The organism is Pseudomonas syringae KCTC 12500 (genome assembly GCF_000507185.2).
Taxonomy (GTDB): domain Bacteria; phylum Pseudomonadota; class Gammaproteobacteria; order Pseudomonadales; family Pseudomonadaceae; genus Aquipseudomonas; species Aquipseudomonas syringae.
In genome coordinates, this window is record NZ_AYTM02000002.1 from 4,960,274 (window position 1) to 4,987,127 (window position 26,854).

The 26,854-nt window shown below is 60.6% G+C and carries 23 protein-coding genes and 3 pseudogenes; 8 read left to right on the plus strand and 18 right to left on the minus strand.

Annotated features, from left to right (window positions below):
• Positions 1-105 precede the first annotated feature (105 nt).
• From V476_RS22215 to urtA, 11 genes are all read right to left on the minus strand, one after another.
• On the minus strand, positions 106-963 hold the full coding sequence (locus tag V476_RS22215) for an urease accessory protein UreD (RefSeq protein ID WP_024960130.1): 858 nt from the start codon (positions 961-963) through the stop codon (positions 106-108).
• Positions 960-1,631, minus strand: a complete 672-nt coding sequence (gene ureG / locus V476_RS22220; RefSeq protein WP_024960129.1) for an urease accessory protein UreG — start codon at positions 1,629-1,631, stop codon at positions 960-962. The genes V476_RS22215 and ureG overlap by 4 nt, the downstream gene beginning before the upstream one ends.
• A gap of 27 nt (positions 1,632-1,658) precedes the next feature.
• The gene (gene ureC / locus V476_RS22225; RefSeq protein WP_024960128.1) at positions 1,659-3,371 is read right to left on the minus strand and encodes an urease subunit alpha; all 1,713 of its coding nucleotides are present in this window, start codon (positions 3,369-3,371) and stop codon (positions 1,659-1,661) included.
• A gap of 3 nt (positions 3,372-3,374) precedes the next feature.
• Positions 3,375-4,070 carry an urease subunit beta gene (locus V476_RS22230; RefSeq protein WP_024960127.1) on the minus strand — a complete coding sequence of 232 codons (696 nt, stop codon included), beginning with the start codon at positions 4,068-4,070 and terminating at the stop codon, positions 3,375-3,377.
• A gap of 33 nt (positions 4,071-4,103) precedes the next feature.
• Positions 4,104-4,835 (minus strand): urease accessory protein UreF, encoded by a 732-nt coding sequence (locus tag V476_RS22235; RefSeq protein ID WP_024960126.1) that lies wholly within the window; start codon positions 4,833-4,835, stop codon positions 4,104-4,106.
• On the minus strand, positions 4,832-5,272 hold the full coding sequence (gene ureE, locus V476_RS22240) for an urease accessory protein UreE (RefSeq protein ID WP_024960125.1): 441 nt from the start codon (positions 5,270-5,272) through the stop codon (positions 4,832-4,834). The genes V476_RS22235 and ureE overlap by 4 nt, the downstream gene beginning before the upstream one ends.
• 22 nt (positions 5,273-5,294) lie before the next feature.
• On the minus strand, positions 5,295-5,984 hold the full coding sequence (urtE, locus tag V476_RS22245) for an urea ABC transporter ATP-binding subunit UrtE (protein ID WP_004410673.1): 690 nt from the start codon (positions 5,982-5,984) through the stop codon (positions 5,295-5,297).
• A gap of 2 nt (positions 5,985-5,986) precedes the next feature.
• Positions 5,987-6,724: an urea ABC transporter ATP-binding protein UrtD gene (gene urtD / locus V476_RS22250; protein WP_003367067.1), complete on the minus strand. Its 738-nt coding sequence runs from the start codon at positions 6,722-6,724 to the stop codon at positions 5,987-5,989.
• A complete protein-coding gene (gene urtC / locus V476_RS22255) occupies positions 6,721-7,863 on the minus strand; it encodes an urea ABC transporter permease subunit UrtC (protein WP_024960124.1) in 1,143 nt (380 codons plus the stop codon). Before urtC ends, urtD begins: the two co-directional genes overlap by 4 nt.
• Position 7,864: 1 nt before the next feature.
• Complete coding sequence (urtB, locus tag V476_RS22260; RefSeq protein ID WP_003407314.1) at positions 7,865-8,767, minus strand: urea ABC transporter permease subunit UrtB; 903 nt, start codon at positions 8,765-8,767, stop codon at positions 7,865-7,867.
• 66 nt (positions 8,768-8,833) lie between these two features.
• Entirely contained in the window at positions 8,834-10,015 is a 1,182-nt protein-coding gene (gene urtA, locus V476_RS22265; protein ID WP_024960123.1) for an urea ABC transporter substrate-binding protein, read from the minus strand.
• 728 nt (positions 10,016-10,743) lie between these two features.
• On the opposite strand from urtA, the gene V476_RS22270 reads away from it, so the two are divergent.
• The 3 genes from V476_RS22270 to V476_RS22280 all read left to right on the plus strand — a co-directional run bounded on the left by V476_RS22270 (position 10,744) and on the right by V476_RS22280 (position 14,280).
• A complete protein-coding gene (locus V476_RS22270) occupies positions 10,744-11,892 on the plus strand; it encodes a transporter substrate-binding domain-containing protein (protein WP_004412535.1) in 1,149 nt (382 codons plus the stop codon).
• On the plus strand, positions 11,889-12,521 hold the full coding sequence (locus tag V476_RS22275; protein ID WP_003407311.1) for an ANTAR domain-containing response regulator: 633 nt from the start codon (positions 11,889-11,891) through the stop codon (positions 12,519-12,521). Before V476_RS22270 ends, V476_RS22275 begins: the two co-directional genes overlap by 4 nt.
• A 223-nt stretch (positions 12,522-12,744) precedes the next feature.
• Entirely contained in the window at positions 12,745-14,280 is a 1,536-nt protein-coding gene (locus V476_RS22280) for an amidase (protein ID WP_027902985.1), read from the plus strand.
• Positions 14,281-14,339: 59 nt separating this feature from the next.
• Here the strand turns inward: V476_RS22280 and V476_RS22285 are convergent, their stop codons facing one another.
• The 3 genes from V476_RS22285 to V476_RS22295 all read right to left on the minus strand — a co-directional run bounded on the left by V476_RS22285 (position 14,340) and on the right by V476_RS22295 (position 17,693).
• Positions 14,340-15,314, minus strand: coding sequence for an aliphatic sulfonate ABC transporter substrate-binding protein (locus V476_RS22285; protein WP_024960122.1), 975 nt, complete (start codon positions 15,312-15,314; stop codon positions 14,340-14,342).
• Positions 15,315-15,390: 76 nt separating this feature from the next.
• The gene (locus V476_RS22290) at positions 15,391-16,350 is read right to left on the minus strand and encodes a D-isomer specific 2-hydroxyacid dehydrogenase family protein (RefSeq protein WP_024960121.1); all 960 of its coding nucleotides are present in this window, start codon (positions 16,348-16,350) and stop codon (positions 15,391-15,393) included.
• The gene (locus tag V476_RS22295; RefSeq protein WP_024960120.1) at positions 16,347-17,693 is read right to left on the minus strand and encodes an LLM class flavin-dependent oxidoreductase; all 1,347 of its coding nucleotides are present in this window, start codon (positions 17,691-17,693) and stop codon (positions 16,347-16,349) included. The genes V476_RS22290 and V476_RS22295 overlap by 4 nt, the downstream gene beginning before the upstream one ends.
• A gap of 925 nt (positions 17,694-18,618) precedes the next feature.
• Between V476_RS22295 and V476_RS29445 the strand changes: the two are divergent.
• The 4 genes and pseudogenes from V476_RS29445 to V476_RS29105 form a co-directional block, all read left to right on the plus strand.
• Positions 18,619-19,983, plus strand: a pseudogene (locus tag V476_RS29445) (PAS domain-containing protein); the annotation flags it as partial.
• A 207-nt stretch (positions 19,984-20,190) separates the two neighbouring features.
• Positions 20,191-20,658, plus strand: a pseudogene (locus tag V476_RS29450) (methyl-accepting chemotaxis protein); the annotation flags it as partial.
• Positions 20,655-22,142, plus strand: a complete 1,488-nt coding sequence (locus V476_RS22305) for a chemotaxis protein CheW (RefSeq protein ID WP_024960118.1) — start codon at positions 20,655-20,657, stop codon at positions 22,140-22,142. The pseudogene V476_RS29450 and the gene V476_RS22305, both read left to right, overlap by 4 nt.
• Before the next feature lie 55 nt (positions 22,143-22,197).
• Positions 22,198-22,323, plus strand: coding sequence for a hypothetical protein (locus tag V476_RS29105; protein ID WP_003315538.1), 126 nt, complete (start codon positions 22,198-22,200; stop codon positions 22,321-22,323).
• Between the two features lie 87 nt (positions 22,324-22,410).
• Here the strand turns inward: V476_RS29105 and V476_RS22310 are convergent, their stop codons facing one another.
• Entirely contained in the window at positions 22,411-22,809 is a 399-nt protein-coding gene (locus tag V476_RS22310) for a hypothetical protein (protein WP_024960117.1), read from the minus strand.
• Positions 22,810-22,931: 122 nt separating this feature from the next.
• Entirely contained in the window at positions 22,932-23,807 is an 876-nt protein-coding gene (locus V476_RS22315) for an MBL fold metallo-hydrolase (protein WP_024960116.1), read from the minus strand.
• A 108-nt stretch (positions 23,808-23,915) separates the two neighbouring features.
• Here V476_RS22315 and V476_RS22320 point away from each other — a divergent pair, with 108 nt between their 5' ends.
• Complete coding sequence (locus tag V476_RS22320; RefSeq protein ID WP_024960115.1) at positions 23,916-24,806, plus strand: LysR family transcriptional regulator; 891 nt, start codon at positions 23,916-23,918, stop codon at positions 24,804-24,806.
• Between the two features lie 104 nt (positions 24,807-24,910).
• Here the strand turns inward: V476_RS22320 and V476_RS29455 are convergent, their stop codons facing one another.
• Together V476_RS29455 and V476_RS29460 are read right to left on the minus strand one after the other, a co-directional pair.
• Positions 24,911-25,678 carry a methyl-accepting chemotaxis protein gene (locus V476_RS29455; RefSeq protein ID WP_371834353.1) on the minus strand — a complete coding sequence of 256 codons (768 nt, stop codon included), beginning with the start codon at positions 25,676-25,678 and terminating at the stop codon, positions 24,911-24,913.
• 90 nt (positions 25,679-25,768) lie between these two features.
• Positions 25,769-26,851: pseudogene (locus V476_RS29460) on the minus strand (HAMP domain-containing protein); the annotation flags it as partial.
• Between the last annotated feature and the right edge of the window lie 3 nt (positions 26,852-26,854).

Genomic DNA, 26,854 nt, shown 5'->3' on the forward strand with positions numbered 1-26,854 from the left:
GCCTAACCGGGTTCGCGGGGTCAATGCCAGCATTCTCTTTCGGCGCTGGGAAGGCAAGTTGTAAGTCGTTTGAGCCTGGAAAGTGCTCTGCAACGGCCTGGCTGCTCACTTGCGCCGCACCCGCGGCGCAAGTCCTGTCAATTGCTGCCGAACGCATGCCCAGGCCAGGTGCAGGGCATTACGCAACGCTACTGCATCGGCGCTCATCACGCGTACCGACACGCCGCAATCGTTCGGCAATGCGCTGATGCCTTGGTAGCTATCGGCAACGTCGTGTAACGCCTCGCGTAACGTCCGTTTCAAATCCTCTACCGGTAAACCCTGACCCACCAGCATGAAGGTTGCCAAGGCTTGCCGTTGTCCGCTTACGCCGGGCAGTCGGCGTTGCAGGTCTGCGCCGGTCATTGCCAGTCGGTCACCGGCCAACAATTTTCCGGCCGGGCTGTAGACCTGCAGATCGGCGCGGTAAAAGTCAGGCAGTCCTTCGCTGCCTTGAGGTGTATGCAGGCAGAATGCATCACACAGCAGCACCCGTGCGCCGGGGTGCAATGTCACGTCCACCCGGCTGTGCAGTCGTGTCTGTGGAAACAGAATGGTCGCCATCGGCAGGTACTCCAGCAGCGCATCGGCTTCGGCGACCAGTGTCACGGTCTGCCGCGCCGATTGTTCTAGCATGCTGTGCGCGACCGTCGCAGCGCCGGTGCTGACGTGCACTTGTGTACCTGGCCCCGCGTGTAGATGCAGGTGCAGTTGTTCCCCGGCGAACAGGCCTCCCGAGCACGATTGCAGGTAGACCGCCGCCATGCCGGGCGGGTCCTGCGGCAGGGTCAGGGTACGCCCCAGATGGAAGGGGTAGCCGACCTCCTGACGAGACACATAACTGGCCCCGGAAGGCGCTTTGCTGAAGGCAATGTGCGCCGTGCTTTTCGTCTGTGCGGGCAGTGACGATTGATGGGCGTTCATGTGCGGTCGAACAACACGGCACGGCTTATCGCTTCAACCACCGCATCGACGCCTTCGCCGGTGTTGCAGTTGGTAAACAGCACTGACTGGCCGTTGCGCGCCTGCGCCGACTCGCGCCGCATGCGCGGCAGGTCGACACCCACATAGGGTGCCAGGTCGTATTTATTGACCACCAGCAGGTCGCAGCTCAGCACGCCGGGGCCGCGTTTGCGCGGGATATCGTCGCCGCCTGCCACATCGATGACGAAAATCCAGTAGTCCACCAGATCCAGCGAAAAGGTCGAGGCCAGGTTGTCGCCGCCGGATTCGATCAGCACCAGATCAAGATTACCGAAGCGCGCTTCCAGCTCATCGGCCATTTGCAGGTTGAGGGTCGGGTCTTCACGAATGGCCGTGTGCGGGCAGGCACCGGTTTCCACCGCACGAACCCGCTGCGGGTCGATCAGTCCGCTGCGCTGCACACGCTCGGCATCCTCACGGGTGGCAAGGTCATTGGTGATGATCGCCAGCTCGGTGCCTCGTGCGATAAAGCGCGGGATCAGTTGTTCCAGCAGACGTGTCTTGCCCGAGCCGACCGGCCCGCCGATGCCGACACGCGCTGCGCCGGGATGCGGGCGGGCAGCGGCATGTTCGGAAGATGGAGCGGGAGCATTCGTGGTTTGGCTCATTGGCGGGTTTCCTGTGCGGAGATGGTTTCAACGCAGCATGTAGCGCTGCGCAAGTGGCACTTCGCTGACCGGCTCGCAGTGCAGGCGCTCGCCGTCGGCGTACACATCGAAGGTCTGCGGGTCGACGCGGATGTCCGGGCAGGCATCGTTGTGCAGCATGTCGGACTTGCGCAGGGTGCGAGTGCCGAACGCGGGCAGCAGTTGCTTCTTGAGCCCCAGTCGCGTGGCGGTGTCGGCCTCGACGGCAAGACGATTGACGAAGTTGACCGACAGCGCCTGTTTCGCCTCGCCAAACGCGCCCCATTGCGGGCGCATCACCAAGGGTTCGCAGGTGTACAGCGAGGCGGCGGAATCACCCATTACGGCGTGCACGATGAAGCCACCCTTGACCACCAGCTCCGGCTTGATGCCGAAGAAGGCCGGCCGCCAGAGCACCAGGTCGGCCAGCTTGCCGGGCTCCAGAGAGCCGATGTAGCTGTCGATGCCGAATACCCGCGCGGCGTTGATGGTGTATTTGGCGATGTAACGCTTGATCCGTTCGTTATCGCCCAGTGCCGTGGTTTCTTCCGGCAGGCGACCGCGCTGGTCTTTCATTTTCGACGCCAGTTGCCAGGTCCGGCAGATCACCTCGTTGATACGGCCCATGCCTTGGCTGTCGGAGCCCAGGATCGAAATGGCGCCGGTGTCGTGCAGGATGTCCTCGGCGGCGATGGTCTGCGGTCGCACTCGCGATTCGGCGAACGCCACGTCTTCCGGCACATCCGGATTGAGGTGGTGGCAGACCATGATCATGTCCAGGTGCTCGTCGAACGTGTTCACAGTGTAGGGGTTGGTCGGGTTGGTCGAGGAGGGGATGCAGTTGCTTTTTCCGGCGACGCTGATGATGTCCGGCGCATGTCCGCCGCCTGCACCCTCAGTGTGGTACATATGAATGGTGCGGTCGCCAATGGCCGCCAGCGTGTCTTCGAGAAACCCGGATTCATTGAGCGTGTCGGTGTGCAACTGCACCTGAAAGTCGTATTCGTCGGCAACTTTCAGGCAGGTGTCGATCACTGCCGGCATGGCGCCCCAGTCCTCGTGAATCTTCAGCCCCAGGCAGCCGCCACGCAGTTGCCCGAGCAGCGATTCGGGCTTGCTGGAATTGCCGCGTCCCAGAAAACCGAAGTTGATCGGCCAGGCTTCGGCAGCCTGCAACATCTTGCCGACGTTCCACTCCCCACCACAGTCGATGCCGACCGTGATCGGCCCCAGCGAGCCGCCGATCAGCGTGGTCAGACCTGCTGCCAGTGCGTGATCGCAGAGTTGCGCGGAGTCGAAATGCACATGCACGTCGATACCGCCGGGGGTGACGATCAGGCCCTCGGCATCGCGTACGGTCGTGGCGACGCCGCAGATCAGGCGCGGATGTACGCCGTCCATGATCTGCGGGTTGCCGGCCTTGCCAATGGCGACGATCTTGCCGTCCTTGATACCGATGTCGCCTTTGACGATACCGATCACCGGGTCGATGATCAGCGCGTTGCAGATCAGCATATCCAGAGCGCCGTCAGCGCTGTCATGCCCGGGCATCAGGCCCATGCCGTCACGCAGCGTCTTGCCACCGCCGTGCAGGCATTCATCGCCGGGCACCGAGTGGTCGAACTCGACTTCGGCCAGCAACGAGGTGTCGCCCAGGCGCACGGCATCGCCAGTCGTGGGGCCGTACATGGCGGCGTATTCCTTGCGCGTCATCGTTGCCATGGTTCAGGCTCCCTTGAAGTATTGGGCGCGGGCACGCTCCAGCGCTGCGAGCTTGCAGGCCGGATCGTGCAGGTTGCCATTGGTCAGGCCACTGAAGCCGTGGATGTCGCCAGTTCCGCCAAACTGCACCAGTTGCACTTCGCGCAGCTCGCCGGGTTCGAAGCGCACGGCCGTGCCTGCGGGAATATCCAGGTGCATGCCGAAGGCACGTTCACGCGGAAAATCCAGCGCCTTGTTGACCTCGAAAAAGTGATAGTGACTGCCGATCTGCACAGGCCGGTCGCCGGTATTGATCGCGCGCAGGGTGGCGGTCGGCCGGTCGCCATTGAGGTGGATATCGCCGTCAGGTGAAAGGATCTCCCCCGGTGTCGGCATGACCGCCAGCGGCAGTCGGCCCGGCCGGATCGGTTGATGCACGGTGACCAGTTTGGTGCCATCTGGAAACGTGCCCTCGACCTGCAGCACCGGCAGCAGGTCGGCGACCCCTGGCATCACGTCATCGGTGTTGAGGATCGTCGAGCCGAAACCGATCAGCTCGGCGACGCTGCGACCCTCACGCGCGCCTTCGAGGATCTCGTCGGCGATCAGTGCCGAGGCCTCCGGGAAGTTCAGGCGCAGGCCCTTGCTGCGGCGTTTGCGTGACAGCTCGGCAGCGGTGTACAGCGTGAGTCGTTCAAGTTCGGTCGGGGTCAGCAACATGAGGGGCTCCAGAGCTGTCATTAGAGGGCCGGTTCAATTGGCAAACAGGCGCAGGTCCTGGGTTTCGTGGCGCATCACGGCGATTTCGCCCATGGGTGTGAAGCCGCATGCGTCGTCCGGCGACGGCGGCTCCTGCGCCAGCAGTTCGGTGATCAGCGGTTGAATATCGGTCAGCACCCGTTGCGCATCGATGTGGCCCATGACCCCGAGCCGCACGGCGGCGCTGACCAGGCCGGTACACAAGGCGTGCGCGGCAGCCAGCTGGCAGTGATCGCGGTGCATGCCGAGGTGATTCCAGAGCAGGCCCTGCACCACGGGCAGATGGCCCGGTGTGTTGCCTGCCAAAATCTGCTGTTGATAGGACGCCGCGCCCGATGTGCCCAGCGCAACATGCACGCCCAGCAATGCCTGGCCGACACGTCTTGAGCCTTGACGCAGTTCCTCGGCCAGGGTCAACGCTTCGATCTGGGCGTCCATAGCCATCAACGCCGGCGGGTCATCAGCCGCGTGCCAGGCGGCAAGCAGAAACACTCGGTCAAAACTGTTCCAGCGATGGCGCAACTGGCCCTCGACGAAACCATGCACTTCGGCACTGCGGCTATGGCGAACAGTCCGTTGCCGACGTCGTGGCGGGATGATTTCGCCGTGGCCGAGGTGCCCGTCAGCGACCAGCGTTTCCAGACCCCACGACCACGCTACCGCGCCGCCGGGAAAGAAACTGTCGGCCTGCTGCAGGGCCAGCAACAGGCTGCTCGAGGCGTTCATGCGCGCTGCACCCGGCCGTCCGCGAGCATGGGCGCCAGACGCTCGAGGTAGTCAGCTTCCGGGCCGTTGAGCGGGATCTGCAAGGTGTCTCCAGCAAAGCGCACCGCCCAGTGCATGTTGCCGGCGAAGTAGCCCAGTTCCAGCGCCGCTGCCGAGTCCCTTGGGCGAAGGTCGAGGTATTCCTGATCCTGCATTTGTACGACGATGGCGCGTTGACTGTCGAGCATCAGCACCGAGCCGTTGCGCAGCTGTTGGTGGCGTTCCAGGCGGATTGCGCAGTCGGTGCCCCGGTCGCTGGCCAGACGCAGGCGATGGCGCTGAATGTCACTGCCCGACAGGCTCAGGGTTTCGACCTGACCGGCGTGGCTCAGGTCATGCAAGCGGTCGGCGAGGGCAGGGTCGCTGGCCTGGCCCAGAATGCGGTCGAGTATCAGCATGGCGATGGCTCCTGTGCGTTGTTCAGATTGTCAGGTAGCGCAGGATGCGCTCGCGGTCGACGGTCTCGCGGACTTCGCTGTGCACGAATTCGCCTTTTTCGATGATCAGGTAGCGGTCTGCCACCGCCATGGCGAACGACAGCACTTGCTCGGAAACAATCAGCGAAAACCCGCGTTCCTTTTTCAGCAGGTTGAGGGCTTTGGCGATGTCTTTGATGATCGACGGCTGGATGCCTTCGGTGGGCTCATCGAGGATCAACACCTTGGGGTTGGAGACCAGCGCCCGCGCGATGGCCAACTGTTGCTGCTGACCGCCGGACAGGTTGCCGCCCTTGCGTCGGCGCATTTCGAACAGCACCGGGAAGTATTCGAAGATGTAGTCGGGAATCGGCGCGGCAGGCGCACCCTGCATGCCGGTGAGGATGTTTTCCTCGACACTCAGGTAGGGGAAGATCATCCGCCCCTGAGGCACGAAACCGACCCCGGCGGCGACCCTCTCGTAGCTCTTGCTGCCGGCCAGCTCCTGCCCGGCGAGGGTGATGCTGCCGCTGCGCGTCGGCAACATGCCGACCAGGCTTCTGAGCAGCGTGGTCTTGCCCATGCCGTTGCGGCCCATGACCGCGAGTGACTCGCCTGCCGCCAACTCCAGGCTGAGGTCACGCAACACGTGACTGTCGCCGTAATACACATTGAGGTGAGAGACATTCAGCATGTTCAGTGCCCCAGGTAGACGTCGATGACGCGAGGATCGTTTTGCACCTGATCCATCGAGCCGTAGGCCAGGGTCTTGCCCTGATGCAGGACGGTGACCTTGTCGGCCACCGATTTCACGAACTCCATATCGTGCTCGATGATCACCATCGCGCGACCCTTGGCGATGAGCTTGAGCAGGCCAGCGGTTTTCTCCCGCTCGCCTGCGCTCATGCCGGCGACGGGCTCGTCGAGCAGTAGCAGCTCAGGGCGCTGCATCAACAGCATGCCGATCTCCAGCCACTGTTTCTGGCCGTGGGACAACAGCCCTGCCTTGCGTCCCAACTGGTCCTTGAGAAAGATCATTTCGGCGGTCTGATCGATTTCGGCATTCAGCGCCGCATTCTTTCCGGCGAACAGGCAGTTGAAGATGCCGCGCTTGTCCGGCGAGGAAATATCGAGGTTTTCGCGCACGGTGAGGTCTTCGTAGACCGACGGGTTCTGAAACTTGCGACCCACGCCAGCGCGGGTGATCTGGTACTCGATCATGTTCGCCAGTTGCAGGTCCTTGAAGCGGATGCTGCCGGCACTCGGGCGGGTCTTGCCGCAAATCATGTCGAGCAGGGTGGTCTTGCCCGCGCCATTGGGCCCGATCACCACATGCACCTGGTTTTCCTCGACATAGAAATTGAGGTTGTCGACCGCCTTGAAACCGTCGAATGACACGGTCAGGTCTTCGACGCTCAGTAACATTGCACTCATGACTGCGCCTCCTTGTTGCTCAGGCGCTGCAGCAGCCCGGCCAGCCCGGTGGGCAGGAACAGCACCACGGCCATGAACAGGAAACCGATGAAGTACTGCCAGAAACTGACGAAGTTTTCCGACAGCCAGGTTTTTGCCGTACCGATCAGCAGCGTGCCGTACACCGCACCCACCAGCGAGAGGCGCCCACCCAGTGCGGCGTAGATGACGATCTCGGTGGACGGAATGATGCCCACCAGCGAGGGCGACGCCAGGCCGACCTGCAAGGTGAACATCACCCCGCCCAGCGCGGAAATCAGTGCGGCCACGGCAAAGATGAAGGCCTTGAACAGCGCAGTGTTGTAGCCGGAGAAGCGCACCCGGTCTTCGCGATCACGGATTGCCACGATCACCTTGCCCAGGCGGCTGCGCAGAATGAACCCGCACATCGCGACGCTGGCCAGCAGCAACAGTGTGGTAATCAGGTAGAGAATCCAGGGCGTCTGGGGCGTCTGCAGGCTCAGGCCGAAGGCCGTCTTGAAATCGGTCAGGCCATTGACGCCGCCGGTGTAGCCCTGTTGGCCGATGATCATGATCGACATGATCGAGGCCAGTGACAGGGTAATGATCGAGAAGTACACGCCGCCCACGCGCTTTTTGAAGTAGGCATAACTGAACAGAAACGCCAGCAGCGCAGGCAGGATCAGGATCGCCGCCAGGGTAAAGGTTGCCGACTCGAACGGCTTCCACCACCAGGGCAGGGCTTCGACGCTGTTCCAGATCATGAAGTCCGGCAGTGCCGAGCCGTAGAAAGCGGCGAGGGCGCTGGCCGCTTCGTCCGTGGCGGTGGCTTCGAGTTTGAGATACATCGCCATCATGTAGCTGCCCAGGCCGAAGAAAATCCCCTGGCCGAGGCTGAGGATGCCGCCGTAGCCCCAGATCATCACCATGCCCACTGCGCAGAACGCCAGGCTCAGGTATTTGCCGGCCAGACCGAGGCGAAAATCACCCAGTATCAGGGGTAACGCCACCAGCAACAGCAGCGACAGCCAGATCAGGCTGTAGTGCTCGATCAGCGTCAACCAGCCACCCGCTGGCTTGCCTGCGCCCGGCACTGTGGCCTGCGGCCGCAGCGTCGGCTTTTCAGTCATGTCATTCATCTCAACGTCTCACTTTCGTGGCGAACAGGCCGTTGGGGCGGAAAAACAGCAGCACGATGACCACCAGCAGGGTGATCGCCTTGGCCATGGAGCCGGTGGTCAGGTATTCCAGCGAAACCTGGGTCTGGCCGATGGCGAACGCCGACAGGAAGGTGCCCAGCAAGCTTTCCACGCCGCCGAACACGACGACGATAAAGGTGTCCACCAGGTACTGCTGACCGCTGACCGGGCCAGTGGACGCAAGCATGGTGAACGAACTGCCGGCAATGCCCGCAAGGCCACAGCCCAGCGCGAAGGTCACCGAGTCGACCCGCGCGGTATTGATCCCGGCTGCACCGGCCATGGCGCGGTTCTGGGTCACGGCGCGAATGCGCAGGCCCCAGCGACTGCGGTAGAGAAACAGGAACACCGCGGCGGCAATCACGAAGGTCAGACCGATGATGAAAATCCGGTTGAGGGGCAGCTCCAGCCCATCGCTGATTTTCCATGCGCCCTGCAACCATTGCACGGTGGGCACGCTGACTTCCTTGGGGCCGAAGACCTGGCGGAACAGCTGCTGCAGGACCAGAGACAGCCCCCAGGTCGCCAGCAGGGTGTCGAGCGGTCGGTTGTACATGAAGCGGATGAAGCAGCGTTCCAGCAGGAGGCCGAAGGCGAAGGTCACCACAAAGGCCATCCCGATGGCGATGATGAAATACCAGCCCATGAGCTCGGGAAAGTAGCGCTGAAACACCACGGAGGTGACGTAGGTCATGTATGAGCCCATCGCCATCAGTTCGCCGTGCGCCATGTTGATCACGCCCATCAGGCCGAACACGATGGTCAGCCCGAGTGCCATCAGCACCAGCACGGAAAACAGCGAGAACCCGCTGAAGACTTGCATTACCAGCGTATCGAGAGTCATGCCGTCGCTACCTGTTGCTGCACATTGACGAAAGCGGGCGCGAAGCGGATCGCGTCCGGGCCGGAATCAGAGTTTCGGAAAGGGGTTGGGCTCGATCGGTGCCGACTCGTAGATCACGTCGACCTGGCCCTGTGCATTGAGGGTGCCGATGCGCGCACGCTTCCACAGGTGGTGGTTGTCCTTGTGCACCTTGATCTCGCCTTCGGGCGCATCGAGGGTCAGTTCCGAGGATGCGGCGATCACTTTCGGCACGTCGAAACTGCCTGCTTTCTCGACGGCCTTTTTCCACAGGTACACCGCGGTGTACGCCGCTGCCATCGGATCACCGACGACGCGCTGCTGCCCATAGCGCGTTTTGAACGCCTGGACAAATTTCTCGTTGACCGGGTTTTTCAGGCTCTGGAAATAGCTCATGCAGGTCAGGAAGCCGACGAGGTTTTCCGCACCGATGCCGGTGACTTCCTCTTCGGTGATCGCCAGCCCCATCAGCGTCTGGCTACTGCTGTCTATACCCGCAGCCTTGAGCTGTTTGTAAAACGCCACGTTGGAGCCGCCGACGATGGTCGACAGTACGATGTCCGGCTTGGCCGCCTTGATCTTGTTGATCACCGAGGAAAACTCGATGGCCCCCAGCGGCAGATAGTCTTCGCCGACGATGGAGCCGCCCTGTTTGGTCACCGACGCCCGTGCCAGCTTGTTGGTGGTGCGTGGCCAGATGTAGTCGGAACCGACCAGATAGACGCTTTTGCCCTTGTTGGCCATCAGCCAGGTGACGGCCGCCAGGGTCTGCTGCGACGCTTCGGCACCGGTGTAGATAATGGCCGGGGATTTCTCCAGCCCTTCATAGAAGGTCGGGTAGTAGAGCAGGCCCTTGTTGCGCTCGAAGACCGGCAGTACCGCTTTGCGCGAGGCCGAGGTGAACGCGCCAAAGGTGACCGCAACGTGGTCGTTTTCCAGCAGTTTGCGTGCCTTCTCGGCGAAGGTCGGCCAGTCGCTGGCACCGTCCTCGACGATCGGCTCGATGGTTTTGCCCATCACGCCGCCACTGGCGTTGATCTCTTCGATGGCCAGTTTTTCTGCGTCGACCACCGAGGCTTCACTGATGGCCATGGTGCCGGTCAGCGAGTGGATGATGCCGACTTTCACAGTCTCGTCCGCCTGCGCCTGACCGATCAGGGAAAACGGCAGCAGGCTGATCGCGCCCAGCAACAGAGCATGCTTGATCAAACGGCGTTTGTCGTTGTGCATTCACTTATCTCCCAGGAATGAAAAAAGCCCGACGTCCCGGCCAAATCAATGGGCGGGAGGTCAGGCTTTTGTGCCGAATCTGGCGGGACAACTGCGTCCGATCCAGTCGTACGCGAGGTGTCTCCCTACTTGCCGAGAGGGGCGTAGGGCAAACAGCTGGCGCGATGTCTCAGGAGGAACTTAGCAAGGGCAATGCCAACTGGCGAAACCGCTGTTGGCGCGCGTTTCGAAACCCTGAGGCAGAGCATCCCTGCATTAATTGCACGAACATACCGACATGCGCCGCTTTGGCGCGAGCAGCGCTTCTACGCACCAAAAGCGTGATGCAGAAGTCCCTTTTTTCTCGCGATATGTACTCATGCATAGACTGAGATATTGGGCTTTTGCAGGAGCGAACTTGTTCGCGAAGGCAATGTTCGAGGCGACCTAAACCCCACGTATGCACGGCCGTCTTCGCCAACGAATTCGCTTCCCCCTGACGCGCCTCGTCACGCATGGCCCGCTCCCTGCATGAGCCTGCCCGACACCCTCGCAGGGTCTCTTGCCACACGCCCATTCTCGGCAGGTGTGGAAGGTCCCTCGCACGACTGGTCCTGACACTGCCGTCACGCCAGCCCCAGGCACAACCGCCTGAGAGCCACCGTTGAATCCGCGGTTATTCGCTCAGTCTTCTTTTCAGGCTCCCGGCCACCTGCGGGCGTCTCATCTCACGTGAAAGGTTTATAGGCATGACTGACCCGTCGATCCGCATAGGAGGTCTGTTTTCCAATACCGGCGTCACCGCTGCCGGTGAGTGTTCAACAATGCGCGGCGCACAGTTTGCAATTCATCAGATCAATGCCGCCGGGGGCGTGAATGGGCGTCCTCTGGAACTGATCACCCGCAATCCGGATTCCACGCCTGCGCTGTTTGCCATGCATGTCGAATCGCTGATTCGCGAAGAGAACCTGCGGTTTTTCTTCGGTTGCTACACCTCGGCGGCGCGCAAGGCCGTATTGCCTGTCGTCGAACGCTACAACGCATTGCTGCTTTATCCGGTGTACTACGAGGGCTTCGAGTATTCGCGCAACATCATCTACACCGGCGCCACGCCGAACCACAACGCGGTGCCACTGGGCAGCTACATGTTCGATCACTTCGGCAGTCGCGTGCTGATGATCGGCTCGGAGTACGTCTACCCGTACGAAACCAACCGGTTGATGAGCGACCTGCTTTACGAGCGGGGCGGCAGCAAGCTGGGCGAATACTATTTGCCACTGAAAAACGCCAGGGCAGAGGACTTCGCCAGGCTCATGGTCAAGGCCAGAGAGCTGAAACCCTCGTTCATCTTTTCGACAGTGGTCGGCGACACCATGGCGCACCTGTATCAGGCCTACGCCGATGCCGGTTTCGACCCAGCGGTCATGCCGATCGCCAGTGTCACCACCAGCGAGACCGACATTCAGCAGATGGGCGTCCATCTGGGCACCGGGCACATTTCGGCAGCGACTTATTTCCAGTCGATCGACACGCCGCTCAATCGCCAGTGCATCGCCCAGTACCGGGAAATGTTTGGCCAGCATCAGGTGACCGACCGCTGCTGGGAGGCCGCTTACTTTCAGGTCCATCTGCTGGCCAAGGCGATCGCTCGTGCTGGCAGTACCGAAGTGGAGAGTGTGTTGCAGACCATGCGTGGTCTGGAATACGACGCGCCTCAGGGGCGGGTGCGTATCGATGAACACAACCACCATACCTACCTGTACTCGCGGATCGGCCGTGCCAATGCCGACGGGCAGTTCGACATCCTTTACGAAAGTCAGAAAGCGCTGAAGCCCGACCCTTATGCAGTGGCGCCTGACTTCAATGGCTGGTCCAGCCTGACCGGGAGGCGTCCATGACCCTGCGTGCCGCCAAGAAACGTTTGCGCAACGACAGCGCAGGCGGCATCAAAGACCTGCGCGATATCAGCGTGCTGGTGATGCATCCCGATGACGAAGACGGTCGCAACCTGATCGCTCAGTTGCAGCGCATCGGTTGTCAGGTGCGGGTGCAGTGGCCGATCCCCGAGCGTCTGCACAGCGAGGCTGATGTGATCGTACTGGCGGTATCGCCGGAAAGCCTGTCGACCAACACGCCCTGGCTGCTGCACCACTCGACGCCGCCGATCATTCCGGTGATCGCCTATGAAAACCCGATCATTGTAGAGGCGCTGGTGCAGCTCAACGCCTGTTCGGTGATTCCGTCGCCGGTCCGCTCGTTCGGCCTGCTGACCGCTCTGGCCATCACCCTCAGCCAGGCCCGCAAGACGCGGGAACGGGAAAAGCACGTCAAGCGCCTGGAAGGGCGCATGGCGGTCATGCGCACCGTGCAGCAGGCCAAGATCATCCTGATGGAAACCAAGGGCCTGTCTGAAACGGACGCCTACAACGCGCTGCGTGATCAGGCGATGGCCAAGCGCGAGCCGGTGGAAAAAATCGCCGAGGCGCTGGTCAAGGCCCATGAACTGTTTCAACAAGCCTGTTCCTGACAGGTTGCAGACAAGCTTCGAGTGTCGGGCGCCACGCCTGATCCTCTTCTGCGCGGAAGGTTGCCATACGCCCTGACCCGGCAGGTATGGAACACCGCGTGGCGACCGGCGTGGACAACGACGTCCTCCGGATCGAGCCCAGGCCTGTGCGCGCCCTGCGCAGGCGGCTCCAGTCAATGACTGCCTGAACCCGGGCTGTCCTTACCGTTATCTGGAGAACACCATGTCCGTAAAACGTCCCAGCAAAGCCGACTTTCTGATTGCCGCCCAGGACCATGGCTACGACCTGTCAGACAGTCAGATGGAGTCGTTCCTGAGTCTCGCAGACGAAACTCTGGGTTCCTACGAAGCCATCGATGCCCTGTACGCTGCGCATGTTGCCCAGCCTGCGCCGTTGCGCGAACACAGCAAACCGGCTGCGGCCGAGAACCCGTACGGGGCCTGGTACGTCAAGACCCACATTGCCGGTGCTGCCAGTGGCCCGCTGGCAGGCAGGACGGTGGTTATCAAGGACAACGTATCGGTGGCCGGTGTGCCCATGGCCAATGGCTCGCTGAGCCTTGATGGTTACGTGCCGTCCGAAGACGCCACGGTGGTCAAGCGCCTGCTGGCCGCCGGTGCGACGGTGATTGGCAAGTCGGTGTGCGAAGACCTGTGTTTCTCCGGAGCCAGTTTTACCTCGGCCACCGGCGCGGTGAAAAACCCCTGGGACCTGACCCGCAACGCAGGTGGTTCATCCAGCGGCAGCGCCGTGCTGGTCGCGCTGCAGGAAGTGGACATGGCCATCGGTGGCGACCAGGGTGGGTCGATCCGCATGCCGTCGGCCTGGAGCGGCATCGTCGGACACAAACCCACCTACAGCCTGGTGCCTTACACCGGCGCCTTCCCGATTGAACGGACCATCGACCATGTCGGCCCGATGGCCAACAACGTGCGCGACTGCGCGATCATGCTCGATGTGATCGCCGGCGCCGACGGGCTCGATTCAAGACAGAAAAACCCGCCAGCCGTCAGTTGCGTCGCGACCCTCGATCAAGGCGTTGCAGGCCTTAAAATAGGCCTGCTGCGTGAAGGCTTCGCGATTCCCGGCATGTCCGAGCCGCAGGTTGACGCACTGGTTCGTGCTGCCGTGGCGCAACTGGAAAGTCTCGGTGCGACGGTTGGTGACGCCAGTGCGCCGTGGCACCGCGGGGTGGCGCTGGACATGTGGAATGTCATCGCCACCGATGGCGCGGCCTACCAGATGCTGCAAGGCAACGGTTATGGCATGAATGTCGACGGCTACTACGATCCCGAGATCATGAGTTACTTCGGCGCCAAGCGTCGCGAACACGCCAATGCGTTATCCAGCAGCGTGCGTGCTGTGGCGCTGACCGGGCATTACAGCCTGAAAAACCTGCACGGTGCGTACTACGCCAAGGCGCGGATGCTGGTGCCGGAGCTCACCCGTCAATACGATGAAGCCTTCCAGCAGTTCGATGTGCTGGTAATGCCGACCATGCCGTTCGTGGCGACCACACTGACCGCCGCCGACGCGCCGATTGAAGAGTACGTGCATAGCGCGTTGAACATGCTGGCCAACACCGCACCGTTCGACCTGACCGGCCACCCGGCCACGTCAGTCCCGGCCGGTCTGGCCGACGGACTGCCGGTCGCCATGATGATCGTCGCGCCGCGCTTCAAGGATGCCTTGGCGTTGCGTGTCGCGCAGGCTTATGAAACCGCCCGCGGAACGTTTCCCACGCCTCCGGGTGTTTGAGTCCGGAGACTGATCGAGGGGCATACTCGCTCCATGCGAGCGGGTGTGCCCTTCATTTCTCAAGGCCTCCACACCTCCACATCCTGCGCATCCACCGCCTTGGGCAGCAGGCCAGCAGCGAAGAAGGCGTCGGCGATATGCTGTTGTTCGTCCAATTGATCGTGCGTGACTGGCTGGATCTGATAAGTCCGATGGCTGTTGGCGATTTCAACCGTTTCGATATCCAGATTGCCCCACAAAGGGCTCAGTAGCTGCGCTGCTTCGCTTGGATTGGCCTTGAGCCAGATGCCTGCCTTGTGCAACTGCTCGTAAACCACGCTGAGCACTTGTGGGTGGTCCTTGGCGTAGCCGGTGCCGGTCAGGTAATAACGCTTGTAGCTGGACAATCCCTTGCCGTCAGCCAGAGTGCGCGTCGGCAATTGCCGTTGGGCGCTGGTCAGGAAGGGTTCCCAGGTGACCCAGGCGTCAACTTTATTGTTTTCGAAGGCCGCGCGGCCGTCGGCGGGCGACAGGTAAGCGGGCTGAATATCGGAAAATGTCAGACCGGCCTTTTTCAATGCTGCGATCAGCAGGTAGTGAGAACCCGCCGCCTTGGTGACCGCGACCTTTTTGCCTTTCAGATCCGATAACTGCTGCACGGGCGAGTTTTTATGGACGATGATCGCCTGCGCGGAAGGCGAGGCCGCTTCCTGGGCAAAGTAGGTCAACCGGGCCTGCGCTGCCTGGGCGAAGATCGGTACGGTGTCCGCCACATCCGCGCTGATGTCCACGTTGCCGATGTTCAAAGCCTCTAGCAGCGGCAGGCCACTCGGAAACTCATGCCAGGTGACGGTGACGTTTTGCGGCGCGAGGGCTTTTTCCAGAATGCCCTGTGTTTTCAGCAGGGTGATCAGCGTCGACGATTTCTGGTAACCGATTCGCAGCGTTTCCTGCGCTTCGGCAGGGAAGGTGATGCACAAGGCCAACGCCGCGAGCAGACCTGCCAGCAGCGGACGACGATAGCCGGTTTGTGTGTTTTTTATCGGTTTGGGCATGGCACGCTCGGTATTTGAAGGTGACGCTGAGTGTCAGGAGTGGTATCCCCACGCAGCGCAATGAGGATGATCTGTGTCAGTAGCCGCGCTGGCGATCAGCCTGATTCTGCAAGGCCTGCCCGCTGAGAAAACGGTCAAGGTTGGCCAGAAAGCTGTCGGCTATTTCGTGGCGGCTGTTGCTGGAGATCGCTGAGGTGTGGGGTGACAGGCGTACTCTGGGGTGTGCATACAGGGGATGACCGTCCGGCAGTGGCTCAGGTTCGGTGACGTCCAGCGAGGCCAGGCCAATGGTTTCCCTATCGAGCGCCTTGAGCAGCGCCTCATGGTCAAGCAGGCCACCACGGGCGATGTTGATCAGGTGCAGGCCGGGTTTGGCGCTGTTCAGTACGTCGGCGTTGACGATGTGCCGTGTGGCAGGTGTCAGAGGTGCGGCCAGTACCAGATGGTCGGCGCGGGAAAAAAGCTCGTGAATGTCGCGCGCGCTTTCGACGCCATCAACCTCGAACGGCGTCTGGCTCTGCCGCAACGCCACGACGGTGATGCCCAGTGCCAGCGCTTTACCGGCCAGGCTGCGACCTATGGCGCCGAAGCCGAGAATCCCGAGCGTAGTGCCCTTGAGCGGTGTCAGTGCAGTGAAATTCCATTGCGAGTCATGCACCCAGATGTCCGGCAAGTGTTTGGCAGCAGCGAAAATGGCGGCCAACGAGAACTCGGCAATGTTTTCTGCCGCGCTGCCCCGGGAGGTGCTGACCGGCGGGCCGTCGAACAGCCAGCCGGGATAGAAGTCGATGCCCGAAGACACCACCTGAATCCATTTCAGGCCATAAGGCCAGCCCGGAGGCGGTGAGGCAGGGGCTTCATAACCACGCACATTGATAGGGCGCGCCAGCAGAATGCTGACCTCGCCGGGCAGGTCGCTCGGCACGCCGGCCGGTACGCCGATGACCCTGGCTTCTGGATGGGTCACTGCAAGCCGCTCGCTGATGACCTGATTGAAGTCATCATCCAGTTGGCTGGCTATCACGAGTCGAGTCATGCCACAGCCTCGTCTGATTGATGGGCGACAGCCTTTGCATGACGATTGGCCGGTATTTCAAGACCGAGATTGTCACGCAGCGTATTGCCGGTGTATTCGGTGCGGAACAGTCCGCGCTGCTGCAGCACCGGCACCACCTGTTCAGTGAAATACTGCAAACCGTCCGGCAGGACGCTGTTGATGATGAAGCCATCGGCTGCGCCTGCTTCGAACCATGTCTGTATCGCGTCGGCAACCTGTTCGGGCGTGCCGACGAAGTCGCGGCGGGGCAGGGAGAAGCGCAGGGCGACCTCACGCAGGCTCAGGCCTTCGTCTCTGGCCAGTTGCTTGATCCGGTCCGAACCGCCTTTCTGGCTGTTGGAGCCCAGATCACCTAGTTCCGGGAAGGGTTCGTCCAGTGGGTACTGGCTGAAATCGTGATCATTGAAGGGGCGGCCAAGGGCGACAATGGCATCTTCGATCGTCACCAGCTCCACGGCCTGGCGATAGCGGCTCTCCACCTCGGCCTCATCACGCCCGACAATCGGGCGAATACCCGGCAGAATCGACAGCGCGTGGGGATCTCGGCCAAAGCCGCCAGCTCTCTGTTTCAGGTCCTGATAGTAGGCGCGTGCTTCATCGAAGCTCTCGGCGTGGACAAAGATCGCATCCGAATTCTGAGCGGCGAAGTTACGCCCGGCCTCGGAAGTGCCTGCCTGAAAAATCACCGGCTGACCCTGCTTCGACCGGGCGATGTTGAGCGGGCCTTTCACCGAGAAAAATTCGCCCTTGTGGTTCAGCGCGTGCAGTTTGCCTGGCGTGAAGAACTCGCCTTTCTGCTTGTCGTAGGCGAAAGCGTCGTCTTCCCAGGAATCCCAAAGGCCCTTCACCACCTCGATATGCTCTTTGGCGATTCGGTAGCGCACCGCATGTGGCGGGTGTTCGCCCTTGCTGAAGTTATCGGCGGTGCCACTCAGCCACGACGTCACCACGTTCCAGCCAGCCCGGCCGCCGCTGATGTGGTCCAGTGAGGCAAACTGGCGAGCGACCTGGAAGGGCTCTGTGTAACTGACCGTGACCGTTGCTACCAGACCGATGTGCCGGGTGGTGGCTGCGAGTGCGGACAGAATGGTCAAGGGTTCGAAGCGATTCAGGTAGTGAGGACTGGATTTCTCGTGGATGTGCAGGCTGTCGGCAATGAACACGAAATCGAATCGGGCCGCTTCTGCCAGGTGGGTCTGTTGCTGATAAAACCCTAAATTCACACTGGCGTTGGCCAGCGCTTGCGGGTGGCGCCATTCGCCCCAGCCATGGCCGACCCCGTGGACCATGGCGCCAAGTTTAAGGTGTCGTTGTTTGCTCATGAAGTGTGCCCCGGGCGTGATGAGGAAGGTAGATTCACCTCCGCCTGGAGAAAGGGGTCGGTAATGGGATTACGGTATTCCTATAAAAAACTGCCGTGAAATTCTTTTTTGTTATAGGTTTATTATTAATTTAAATAATTATTAATTTACAAATTATGCGTTATTTAAATTTTAAGGATTTCCCTTCGTACGCCATGTCCTGGGCCTGATTATCTGTTCGTGAAATATCTGACCGGCGCCTTGCTCAAGTACCTGACCGGGTCGCAGCGAACAAACATTGATCCAGGACAAAACCTGCACGTCTACAGTGTTTCAAGGTGACGAAAATAATTGATATGTCGGTGATCCGGCCGATACAGGCCTACGTATGCAGCCCTCAGCCTACCCAAGCCTTCTAGAACAGGAGTTCCATGGATCCGCGTCTTGCTGGACTTTCCTTCTTGCTGACCCTGGGCTGGACTGGCGCTGTCATTCTTGTCATCTGGTTTTATGCCTGATGAACAAGAGGTGTTCGACGTCGGTAGAGGCGTGGTGTTCGAAGCGCTCTTCGCTGACGACCGGTAGCCTGTCTGTGTGATGGCGAAATAGCGGCCCTAAAGCTGTTCCGTTTGATGCCGATGTTAATACTACAGCTACCTGCCAAGTGGAGTCGGTCATTCCATCCAGCGCTGACGGCCTGACAGTTCGCGCTATGGACGGCATTGAGAAAGACGATTAACCGGCTTGATCGGCAGCCTCCATAGTCCACACATTGGTGTGTCTGACAGGGCTCGCAGAGACCGGCGCTTCATAACAATACTTCCATAGATGCTTACTCGCAGAGTATTTCCACATGTCGACCACGATTGAAAGCACCCACAAGGACAGGGCCAGGCTGGAACTTGATCTTCACTCGCTGATGACGGCCATTGACCGTTCCCAGGCGATGATCGAGTTCGATCTTGAAGGCAATATCCTGCGGGCCAATACCAATTTTCTGGATTGCGTCGGCTATCGGCTGGATGAGGTCCAGGGTCGGCATCACCGCATGTTCTGTACGCCGGAACATGCGTCCAGCATTGAATATGCGACGTTTTGGGAAAAACTGGGCAAGGGTGCTTTCGACGAAGGGCAGTACAAGCGCCTGGGCAAGAACGGGCGCGAGATCTGGTTGCAGGCGACTTATAACCCGGTCTTCGACGAGCAGGGCAATCCGTTCAAGGTCGTGAAGTTCGCCACGGACGTGACTGCGCAACGCAAGTCCAATGCCGAGTACGAAGGCAAGGTTGCGGCCATTGATCGTTCGCAGGGCATTATCGAATTCGACCTGAACGGTCGCGTGCTCAACGCCAACGAAAACTTTCTCAAGGTCCTGGGCTATCGTCTGGACGAGATTCAGGGTCAGCACCATCGCATGTTCTGCGAAGACGAATACCTGAACAGCCCGGCCTATCGTGCCTTTTGGGCCAAGCTTGAACGTGGTGAGTATGACTCCGGCGAATACAAGCGCATCGGCAAGAACGGTCGCGAGCTGTGGATCAGCGCCACTTACAACCCGATCTTCGACCCGGATGGTCGTCCTTACAAGGTCGTGAAGTTCGCCAACGATGTGACCGAGAGCCGCATTCGTCAGGCTGAGTCCGCGGGCAAGGTGACGGCCATCGAGCGCTCCCAGGCGGTGATCGAATTCGATCTGACGGGCAAGGTGCTGCACGCCAACCGCAATTTTCTGGCGGTATTCGGCTACGATCTCGACGAAATCGTCGGTGAACACCACCGTATGTTCTGCTCCGAAGAATTTGTCAGCAGCCTGCAGTATCGTGAGCTCTGGGAGAAGCTGGGGCGCGGCGAGTACGACGCCAACGAGTACAAGCGCAAGCGCAAGGACGGTAAGGAGATCTGGATTCAGGCGACCTACAACCCGATTTTCGATGCGCAGGGCAAACCCTACAAGATCGTCAAATTCGCGCTCGACGTGACTGTGGCCAAGGAAACCAGCGTCGAGGACCAGGGCAAGGTGAATGCCATCGACCGCGCCCAGGCCGTCATCGAATTCGACATGGCCGGCAACATCATCACCGCCAATGCCAACTTCCTCAAAGCGCTGGGTTATGGCCTGCTGGAAATCAAAGGCAAGCATCACCGTATCTTCTGTGAGGAAGAATACGTGCGCGGCACCGAGTACCGTGAATTCTGGCACGGGCTGGGGCAGGGCGAGTTCTATTCCGGGCGCTTCATGCGTGTCAGCAAATACGGGCAGAAAATCTGGATTCAGGCGACGTACAGCCCGATTTTCGACCTCGACGGCTTGCCGTTCAAAGTGGTGAAATTCGCCACTGACATTACCCGTCAGGTTGAGATGGAACAGGCGATAGAGGCCAAGACCCGCGCCATGGGCGAGTCGGTAAAAGCACTGATGAACGCCATTTCCTATGTGGCGCAAAGTACCGAGACGGCCACCGATCTGGCCAGAATGACGCGTGAGCAGGCCAGTTCCGGTTCGCAGACGCTGGTCAAGGCGTCCGACGCAATGGGCATGATTGCCAAGTCCGCCGAGGGCATTCAGGACATCATTCAGGTGATCAGCGAGATCGCCAGCCAGACCAACATGCTGGCCTTCAACGCAGCCATCGAAGCGGCCAGGGCCGGTGAGCATGGCCTGGGCTTTTCGGTAGTCGCCGACGAGGTGCGCAAGCTGGCCGAGAAGTCCTCGCGTGCGACCAAGGAAATCAACAAGCTGATTCTGGAAACCGTCAGCCGGATCGAGTCGGGCAACGAGATTTCGCGCAGTGCCGGCGAAGCCTTTGAACACATCGTGGAAGGCGTGATGCAGACCACGCAGGCGATCGACGGGATCAACACGGCGACAGAGAAGCAACGCCTGTCGGCGCAGGAAGTCGAGACCCTGATCATCGAACTGCATAAAGCCAACCTGACCGGCTACACCGAAACTCTGAACAAGGTATCCATCGGACAACCTGCATGAGCAGCCTGAATGCCTATGGCGTCGTGCAGATCAATGGTGTGTATCTGGCGGTGGTTGCCGATGCATTGATGGAGGCCGTGCACTGGCCCGCTGATCTGCATCCCCATCCATTGACCCGCGGAGCGCTGCGTGGGGTGTTTACCCTGCGTGGCAAACCGGTGCCATTGGTCGACCTGCGGGCTCAACTGGCGGAGGGTGGCGATATGTCTTCGCCGACGCCACTGGTCGCGATTCTCAAGTACGGCGGTGGCTACCTCGGGCTGGCGATTGACGCGGTGTGCGACATTCTCAAGGCCCGTGATTCTCAGTTCAGCCCGCTGGGGCCCGAGGGCAGCGCTGTCGGGCTGCTGCCCTCTCTGCTGCTCGGCGCCGAAGAGTCGCGGATGATCTACAAGCTCGATCTTGCCTTCATGAGTGGTTTGCCAGGCGTACTGTTCGCTGCCGACCCCAACGCGCAAGTGCTCAAGGATGAGGCGCTGGCCGCCAAGAGTCGCTTGCTGCATTACCTGGTATTCGAGTGCGATGGCCGCAACTTCTGTATCGATGCCAGCGTTGTGACCGAGTTGGTGGACGGTCCCGAGATCACAGCCTCGGACTTTGCCAGTGACTGCTGCTTTGGCGTCACCTCGGTGCGTGGCACCAAGGTCCCGGCGCTCAACTTGTCCGAAGTGCTTGGCTTGGACCATCAGCGTCAGACGTCCAAGCCGCAGTTGCTGCTGTTGACTGCGCCAGACGGGCGGGTGTGCGGGTTTGGCTACGACCGCATGGTCGCCATTCAGCGTCAGGATCCGGACAGCCTGTTGGCGGCGCCGGGCTATGGCCTGCCGCATCCAGAGCTGCTGGCCGGGGTAATGAACCTGGAGGAGGGGCAGCAGGCCTTGTTGCTTGATCATCCGATGCTGCTGCAGCGCCCGGAAGTCAAAAGCTACACCCAGGTTTACCAGCACGACGTCAAACCTGCCCAGGCCTCGCACGATGTGACCAAGGCCATGCTGCGCCACGCCTGCCTGCTGTTCGATGCGCCGACCCGCTTCGTGGCGCCGTTGAGCCAGATCGTGGAAATCATGAGCATGCCGCAGCAACTGATCGGCCTGTCGCAGCCGGAAACGCATTTGCTGGGGCAGTTCAATCTGCGCGGCGAGCAGGTGCCGCTTATCTGCCTGAGCAGCCTGTTGGGCGAAGGCGCACAGGTCCAGGCCGAAGCAACGCGTGTATTGATCGTGCGTGGCGAGCGGCTGTGCTTCGGTTTTGCAGTGAACCGCGTCGATGCGATCGACGCGTTCAATCAGTTCGATCCGGCCATGCTGGAACAGGGCTGGCAAGCCAGTACCGGCAAGGGCATTTCGGTCAACGACCGGGTCCGTTCGCTGGTCAGTGTCGGCAGTCAGGAGCGCAGCTGGCGCGCGACCCTACTCGATCTGCAGGGGCTGGCCAGGCAACTGGAATGCAACGTCGATCAGCGCCGCACTGTGCAATCAGTCTGAACCGAATGCTCCGCGCGTGGCCTTATTTGAGTGTCCACCAGCGGAGTCAACGACCATGACTGACAAGAAAGACGAGAAAAAACCGGAACCGCAAAGCGATGTGCCAGCGCACTCCACGCCCGAAGAAAAGGAACGCCTGAAAGACTTCAACAAGGACGGCATCCCGCCTGGGGTTTGTTGATCAGCTTGCGGTAGTGTTCACGTGACGCCCGGTCTGTTCAGGCCGGGCGTTGTCGTTTCTGAAAGCCTGACTGGGCTTTGTCTCGACTCACGCGTCGCGCAGCAGGTCGTTGGCGTTGAGCAACTGATAGGCGATCTGTGGACGTGCTTCCAGGGCGCGGCGGATGGCGGCAGGAATCGATTGACGCGTCTTGCGACACAGCCCGACCTTTTCCTCGACGACAATGCTGATGCCGCGCATGGTGCGCACTTCATTGAAGCCCGGCGCGATGTCGACACGCACGCCCAGTTGCTGGAAAATCTTGCGCTGCATGTGCTCCAGATCTTCCAGACTTTCGATACGCTCCAGGCGATCCAGCAGGGTTTTTTCCGCGTCGCGAGACAGCAGCAGAATCCGCAGGTCTGCATCTTCCGCGTCCAGCAGCTCGCGCTTGCAGTCGCAAGCGCCGGGCGGGCAGGGGTTACGGACTTTCAGAGGGGCGTTCATGGGCGCAGCATAGCGACTGATATGGGCGTCTGACCATAGCTGAGTGCATGTGCGCAGCGCATGTAAAAGCCTGGCCCCTGCTGATATTCGCAGCGCTCCGCCGGGGCCTTACAGGTGCCGGATCAATTCGGCCACTTCATCTCGCCCTTGATGACCTTTGCACTCATCTCCAGCGAAGCCGGTTCGGCCAGTTGCGGCCAGGCTTTGTGCATGGCGTCGATCAGCGTGGCGGAATCCTTGGCCTTGGCGGTCTGTTCTTCGAAGGACTTCAGGTAGTCGGCGGTGAACGTCACAGCCTGGGTGCCTGACGGGACCTCGCCCAGGTAATGACCCGGAATCACGGTGGCCGGTTTCAGCGCTTCGATGCTTTTGAGTGTCGCGAGCCAGTCCTGACGCGATTTCGGGCTTTGCGTGTCAGCGACCCAGACATGAATACCGCTGGAGACCACGACACCGCCGACCACTGCCTTGAGGGAGGGAATCCATACGTAGCTGCGCTCGGGCGCCGGGCCGTTAAGGCCTTTGATCTGCAACGGTTGGCCTTCAAGCGTCAGGTGGTCGCCCTTGAGCACTTCCGGCACAACCAGGCTGGCTGGCGCATTGTCCTTGAGAATCGGGCCCCAGTAGGCGAGTTTGCCCTGCATCGACGCCTTGATCGCCTTCACGGTAGGTGCGCTGGCGACGATCTTCGCCTCGGGGAACGCGGCTTTGATGACGTCCAGACCGAAGTAGTAATCCGGGTCGCTGTGGCTGATATAGACGGTGGTAAGTTGCTTGCCGCTGGCCTTGATCTTTTGCACCAAGGCCTCGGCGTCGTTGCGCTGGAACTGCGCATCGATAAGCACCGCGTCATGCTTGCCCGTGATCAGTTCGGATGACACCGGGAAGACGGCTTTTTCAGCCGGGTTATACACCTCGATTGCCAGGGGGGCTGCGGCCTGGGCTGCGAGAGGGAACAGAGCAGCGAAGGACAGGGCAAGCAGGGATTTACGCAACATGGGGTACGACCTTCGTTCGGGCAGGACTGAGGTCGTTATCTTATGTTGCCTCAGATGAAACAAAAGCCTCAGTATTGGCAACTATTGATTGCTTATATCGGACGAATCGTGGATCGGATCATAGCGGCACGGGTATTCATCGCTATCAACGATAGGGGCAGCCTCATAGCCGCCGCCGAGGCGCTGGACATGTCTCGGGCAATGGTCACACGTTATCTGGCGCAGATGGAGAGCTGGGCCGGAGCGCGACTGCTGCACCGGACCACGCGCAAGCTCGGCTTGACCGCCCCCGGACAAGTGACGTTGTTGCGTTGCCAGCAGTTGATCGAGCTGGCCGACGCGGTGCCGCTGGCGGCCGATACGCAAATCGAGGAGCCACGCGGCATGCTGCGCATCGCCTGTTCGCAGTCACTGGCGCTGGCCGTTCTGGCACCCGCGGTGACGGCTTACCTGCGCCGTTATCCCGGCACCTCGGCAGACCTGCTTATCGGCAACGAGGCCGTGGATCTGGTCAGCGAGCGAATCGATCTCGCGATCCGCATCACCAATCAGCTGGACCCCAATGTCATTGCCCGTCCGCTGGGGCAATGCGATTCGGTGGTGTGTGCTTCTCCAGCCTATCTCGCCGTGCACGGCACGCCGTCCAGGCCGCAGGAACTGCCTGCCCACAACTGCCTGACCTATTCGTACTTCGGCAAAAGCCTTTGGGAGTTCACCCGCCAGCAACTGCCGCTCAGTGTGCCGGTCGGCGGCAACCTGAGTGCCAACGATTCAGTGGTGCTGCTGGAGGCCGCAGTGGCGGGCGCCGGTATCAGTCTGCAGCCTGTGCATTCGGCGGCGCCGTTGATTGCAAGCGGCAAGCTGATCGCCCTGATGCCGGAGTACCAGCCACGGGCTCTGGGGATACACGCGATCTACACCTCAAGGCACCATCAGTCAGCAACGCTGCGCACTTTTCTGGATTTTCTGACTGAATGGTTTGAGAGGGACGGAGATTAGATCTCCTGCTGTGGACAGGGCTCAGAGTGTCCAGAACACGCGAAGGATGGGCACGATAGGGTACGCACAGACGCCCATCGTTCCCACGCTCCATGTGTGCAGTATCAGGTCTTGAACTTGCGCACCAGGCCGTCCAGTTCACTGGACAGCATCTCCAGGCTTCTGGAATCCGCGCGGGCCGAGTCCGAGAGTTCGGCGATCAGCTGCGCATCACCATGGATCTGGCTGATGTGCCGGTTGATGTCTTCGGCCACCTGATGCTGTTCCTCGGCGGCGGTTGCGATCTGGGTATTCATATCGCGAATCACATCCACTGACTCGCGGATCTGCCCGAAGCTGCTGCGTGCCTGTCCGATCTTGGTCACCGATTGCTGCGACACGTCGAGGCTGGCATGCATCTGTTGCGCCACCGAGGCAGTGCGTTTGGCCAGGTTGCCCAGCAAGCTGTCGATTTCTGCAGTCGAGTCCGACGTGCGTTTGGCCAGTGCACGGACTTCGTCGGCCACCACGGCAAAGCCGCGACCCTGTTCGCCTGCACGTGCCGCCTCGATGGCCGCGTTGAGCGCCAGCAGGTTGGTCTGCTCGGCAATCGAGCGGATGGTGTTGAGGATCGACTGAATGCCTGCGCTGTCCTTTTCCAGTTGCGTCATGTCCTTGGCCGAGCGGGTTAGCTCTTCGCTGAGCTGGTCGACGCTGCGCACCGCTTCATCGATCTGCCGCTGACCTTCACGCGCCTGTTGCTGACCGTTGTCGGCCGAGTCGGCGGCCTGGCTGCAGGAGCGGGCGACTTCATTGGAGGTAGCGACCATTTCATGAAACGCCGTTGAGACCATGTCCACCGCTTCGCGCTGTCGGCCAGCAGCTTCGGCCATGTCGTTGGAGACACGTGTCGAACTGTGTGAGGCTTCGAGAATCTTCCCGGCCGCCTGCCCAATGTGCTGGATCAGGCTGCGGATCGCGGTCAGGAACTTGTTGAACCAGCCCGCCAGCTGCGCGGTTTCATCCTTGCCGCGCACGGCGAGGTTCTGGGTCAGGTCGCCTTCACCGCCCGCGATGCCTTCCAGACCACTGGAAACACTGTGGATCGGACGCACGATAACGCGGGCGAAACTGGCACCGACAATTGCAAAGACCACCGCCAGCACCGCCGCGATGATACCGATCAACCAGGTCAGGCGGGTGGCCGAGGCCATCACTTCGTCCTGCTTGATCAGGCCGATGAAGTTCCAGCCCAGTTGCTCGGACGAGTACACATTGGCCATGTAGCGTTCGCCGTTAAGTGTCACCTCGACCAGACCACTGGCGGTTTTCGCCAGATCGCTGAAGCCGTCGCCCAGTTCGCCCAGTTTCTTGAAGTTATGCTCGGGCTGTTTCGGATCGACCAGCACGGTGCCGTTCTTTTCCATCAGCATCAGATAGCCGCTTTCGCCCAGTTTGATCTGCTTGACGATGTTGGTCAGTTGCTTGAGCGATACGTCAATATTGACCACGCCGCCAGGGTTGCCCAGCTTGTTGGGTATCGCCCGGATAGTGCTGACCAGTACTGCATCGTCGTTGGCCCAGTAATAGGCATCGCTACGCACGGTCTTGCCGGCATTGGCCATCGCCGTCTTGTACCACGGCCGCACACGCGGGTCGTAGTTGCTCATTTTCGGGTCTTCCGGCGTCATGATGTAGCTACCGTTGATCAGACCATAAGAGACGTAGGAGTAGGCTGGGTGAGCCTTGGCGATACTGGCGAACAGCTCGGTCGCCTGCCTGTCATTCTCTGACTGCGGGGGAGGCGTTGCGCCCATGTAGTTTCGGAAATCATCGCTCGCCCCGGCGATCAGCGGGTGCGCCGCGATGTAATTGACGTTCTGCGTAATGCCGTCGAAAAACAGCTGCATGGCATTGTCGACCTGACGAATTTCGCGCGCGCTGCTGTCCGCGAAATCACTGGTCGCCTTGTCACGCAGATTCACGATCACGATGGCGGCAACGACTAATATGGGCAAGCACGCAATGACTGCGAACGCCCAAGTCAATTTCTGTTTGATATTCATTTG

Excerpts from the sequence above, each read along its gene's own strand:
- V476_RS22215 (WP_024960130.1), bottom strand. The coding sequence starts at position 963 with ATGAACGCCCATCAATCGTCACTGCCCGCACAGACGAAAAGCACGGCG.
- ureG (WP_024960129.1), bottom strand. The coding sequence starts at position 1,631 with ATGAGCCAAACCACGAATGCTCCCGCTCCATCTTCCGAACATGCCGCT.
- ureC (WP_024960128.1), bottom strand. The coding sequence starts at position 3,371 with ATGGCAACGATGACGCGCAAGGAATACGCCGCCATGTACGGCCCCACG.
- V476_RS22230 (WP_024960127.1), bottom strand. The coding sequence starts at position 4,070 with ATGTTGCTGACCCCGACCGAACTTGAACGACTCACGCTGTACACCGCT.
- V476_RS22235 (WP_024960126.1), bottom strand. The coding sequence starts at position 4,835 with ATGAACGCCTCGAGCAGCCTGTTGCTGGCCCTGCAGCAGGCCGACAGT.
- ureE (WP_024960125.1), bottom strand. The coding sequence starts at position 5,272 with ATGCTGATACTCGACCGCATTCTGGGCCAGGCCAGCGACCCTGCCCTC.
- urtE (WP_004410673.1), bottom strand. The coding sequence starts at position 5,984 with ATGCTGAATGTCTCTCACCTCAATGTGTATTACGGCGACAGTCACGTG.
- urtD (WP_003367067.1), bottom strand. The coding sequence starts at position 6,724 with ATGAGTGCAATGTTACTGAGCGTCGAAGACCTGACCGTGTCATTCGAC.
- urtC (WP_024960124.1), bottom strand. The coding sequence starts at position 7,863 with ATGAATGACATGACTGAAAAGCCGACGCTGCGGCCGCAGGCCACAGTG.
- urtB (WP_003407314.1), bottom strand. The coding sequence starts at position 8,767 with ATGACTCTCGATACGCTGGTAATGCAAGTCTTCAGCGGGTTCTCGCTG.
- urtA (WP_024960123.1), bottom strand. The coding sequence starts at position 10,015 with ATGCACAACGACAAACGCCGTTTGATCAAGCATGCTCTGTTGCTGGGC.
- V476_RS22270 (WP_004412535.1), top strand. The coding sequence starts at position 10,744 with ATGACTGACCCGTCGATCCGCATAGGAGGTCTGTTTTCCAATACCGGC.
- V476_RS22275 (WP_003407311.1), top strand. The coding sequence starts at position 11,889 with ATGACCCTGCGTGCCGCCAAGAAACGTTTGCGCAACGACAGCGCAGGC.
- V476_RS22280 (WP_027902985.1), top strand. The coding sequence starts at position 12,745 with ATGTCCGTAAAACGTCCCAGCAAAGCCGACTTTCTGATTGCCGCCCAG.
- V476_RS22285 (WP_024960122.1), bottom strand. The coding sequence starts at position 15,314 with ATGCCCAAACCGATAAAAAACACACAAACCGGCTATCGTCGTCCGCTG.
- V476_RS22290 (WP_024960121.1), bottom strand. The coding sequence starts at position 16,350 with ATGACTCGACTCGTGATAGCCAGCCAACTGGATGATGACTTCAATCAG.
- V476_RS22295 (WP_024960120.1), bottom strand. The coding sequence starts at position 17,693 with ATGAGCAAACAACGACACCTTAAACTTGGCGCCATGGTCCACGGGGTC.
- V476_RS22305 (WP_024960118.1), top strand. The coding sequence starts at position 20,655 with ATGAGCAGCCTGAATGCCTATGGCGTCGTGCAGATCAATGGTGTGTAT.
- V476_RS29105 (WP_003315538.1), top strand. The coding sequence starts at position 22,198 with ATGACTGACAAGAAAGACGAGAAAAAACCGGAACCGCAAAGCGATGTG.
- V476_RS22310 (WP_024960117.1), bottom strand. The coding sequence starts at position 22,809 with ATGAACGCCCCTCTGAAAGTCCGTAACCCCTGCCCGCCCGGCGCTTGC.
- V476_RS22315 (WP_024960116.1), bottom strand. The coding sequence starts at position 23,807 with ATGTTGCGTAAATCCCTGCTTGCCCTGTCCTTCGCTGCTCTGTTCCCT.
- V476_RS29455 (WP_371834353.1), bottom strand. The coding sequence starts at position 25,678 with ATGGCCGAAGCTGCTGGCCGACAGCGCGAAGCGGTGGACATGGTCTCA.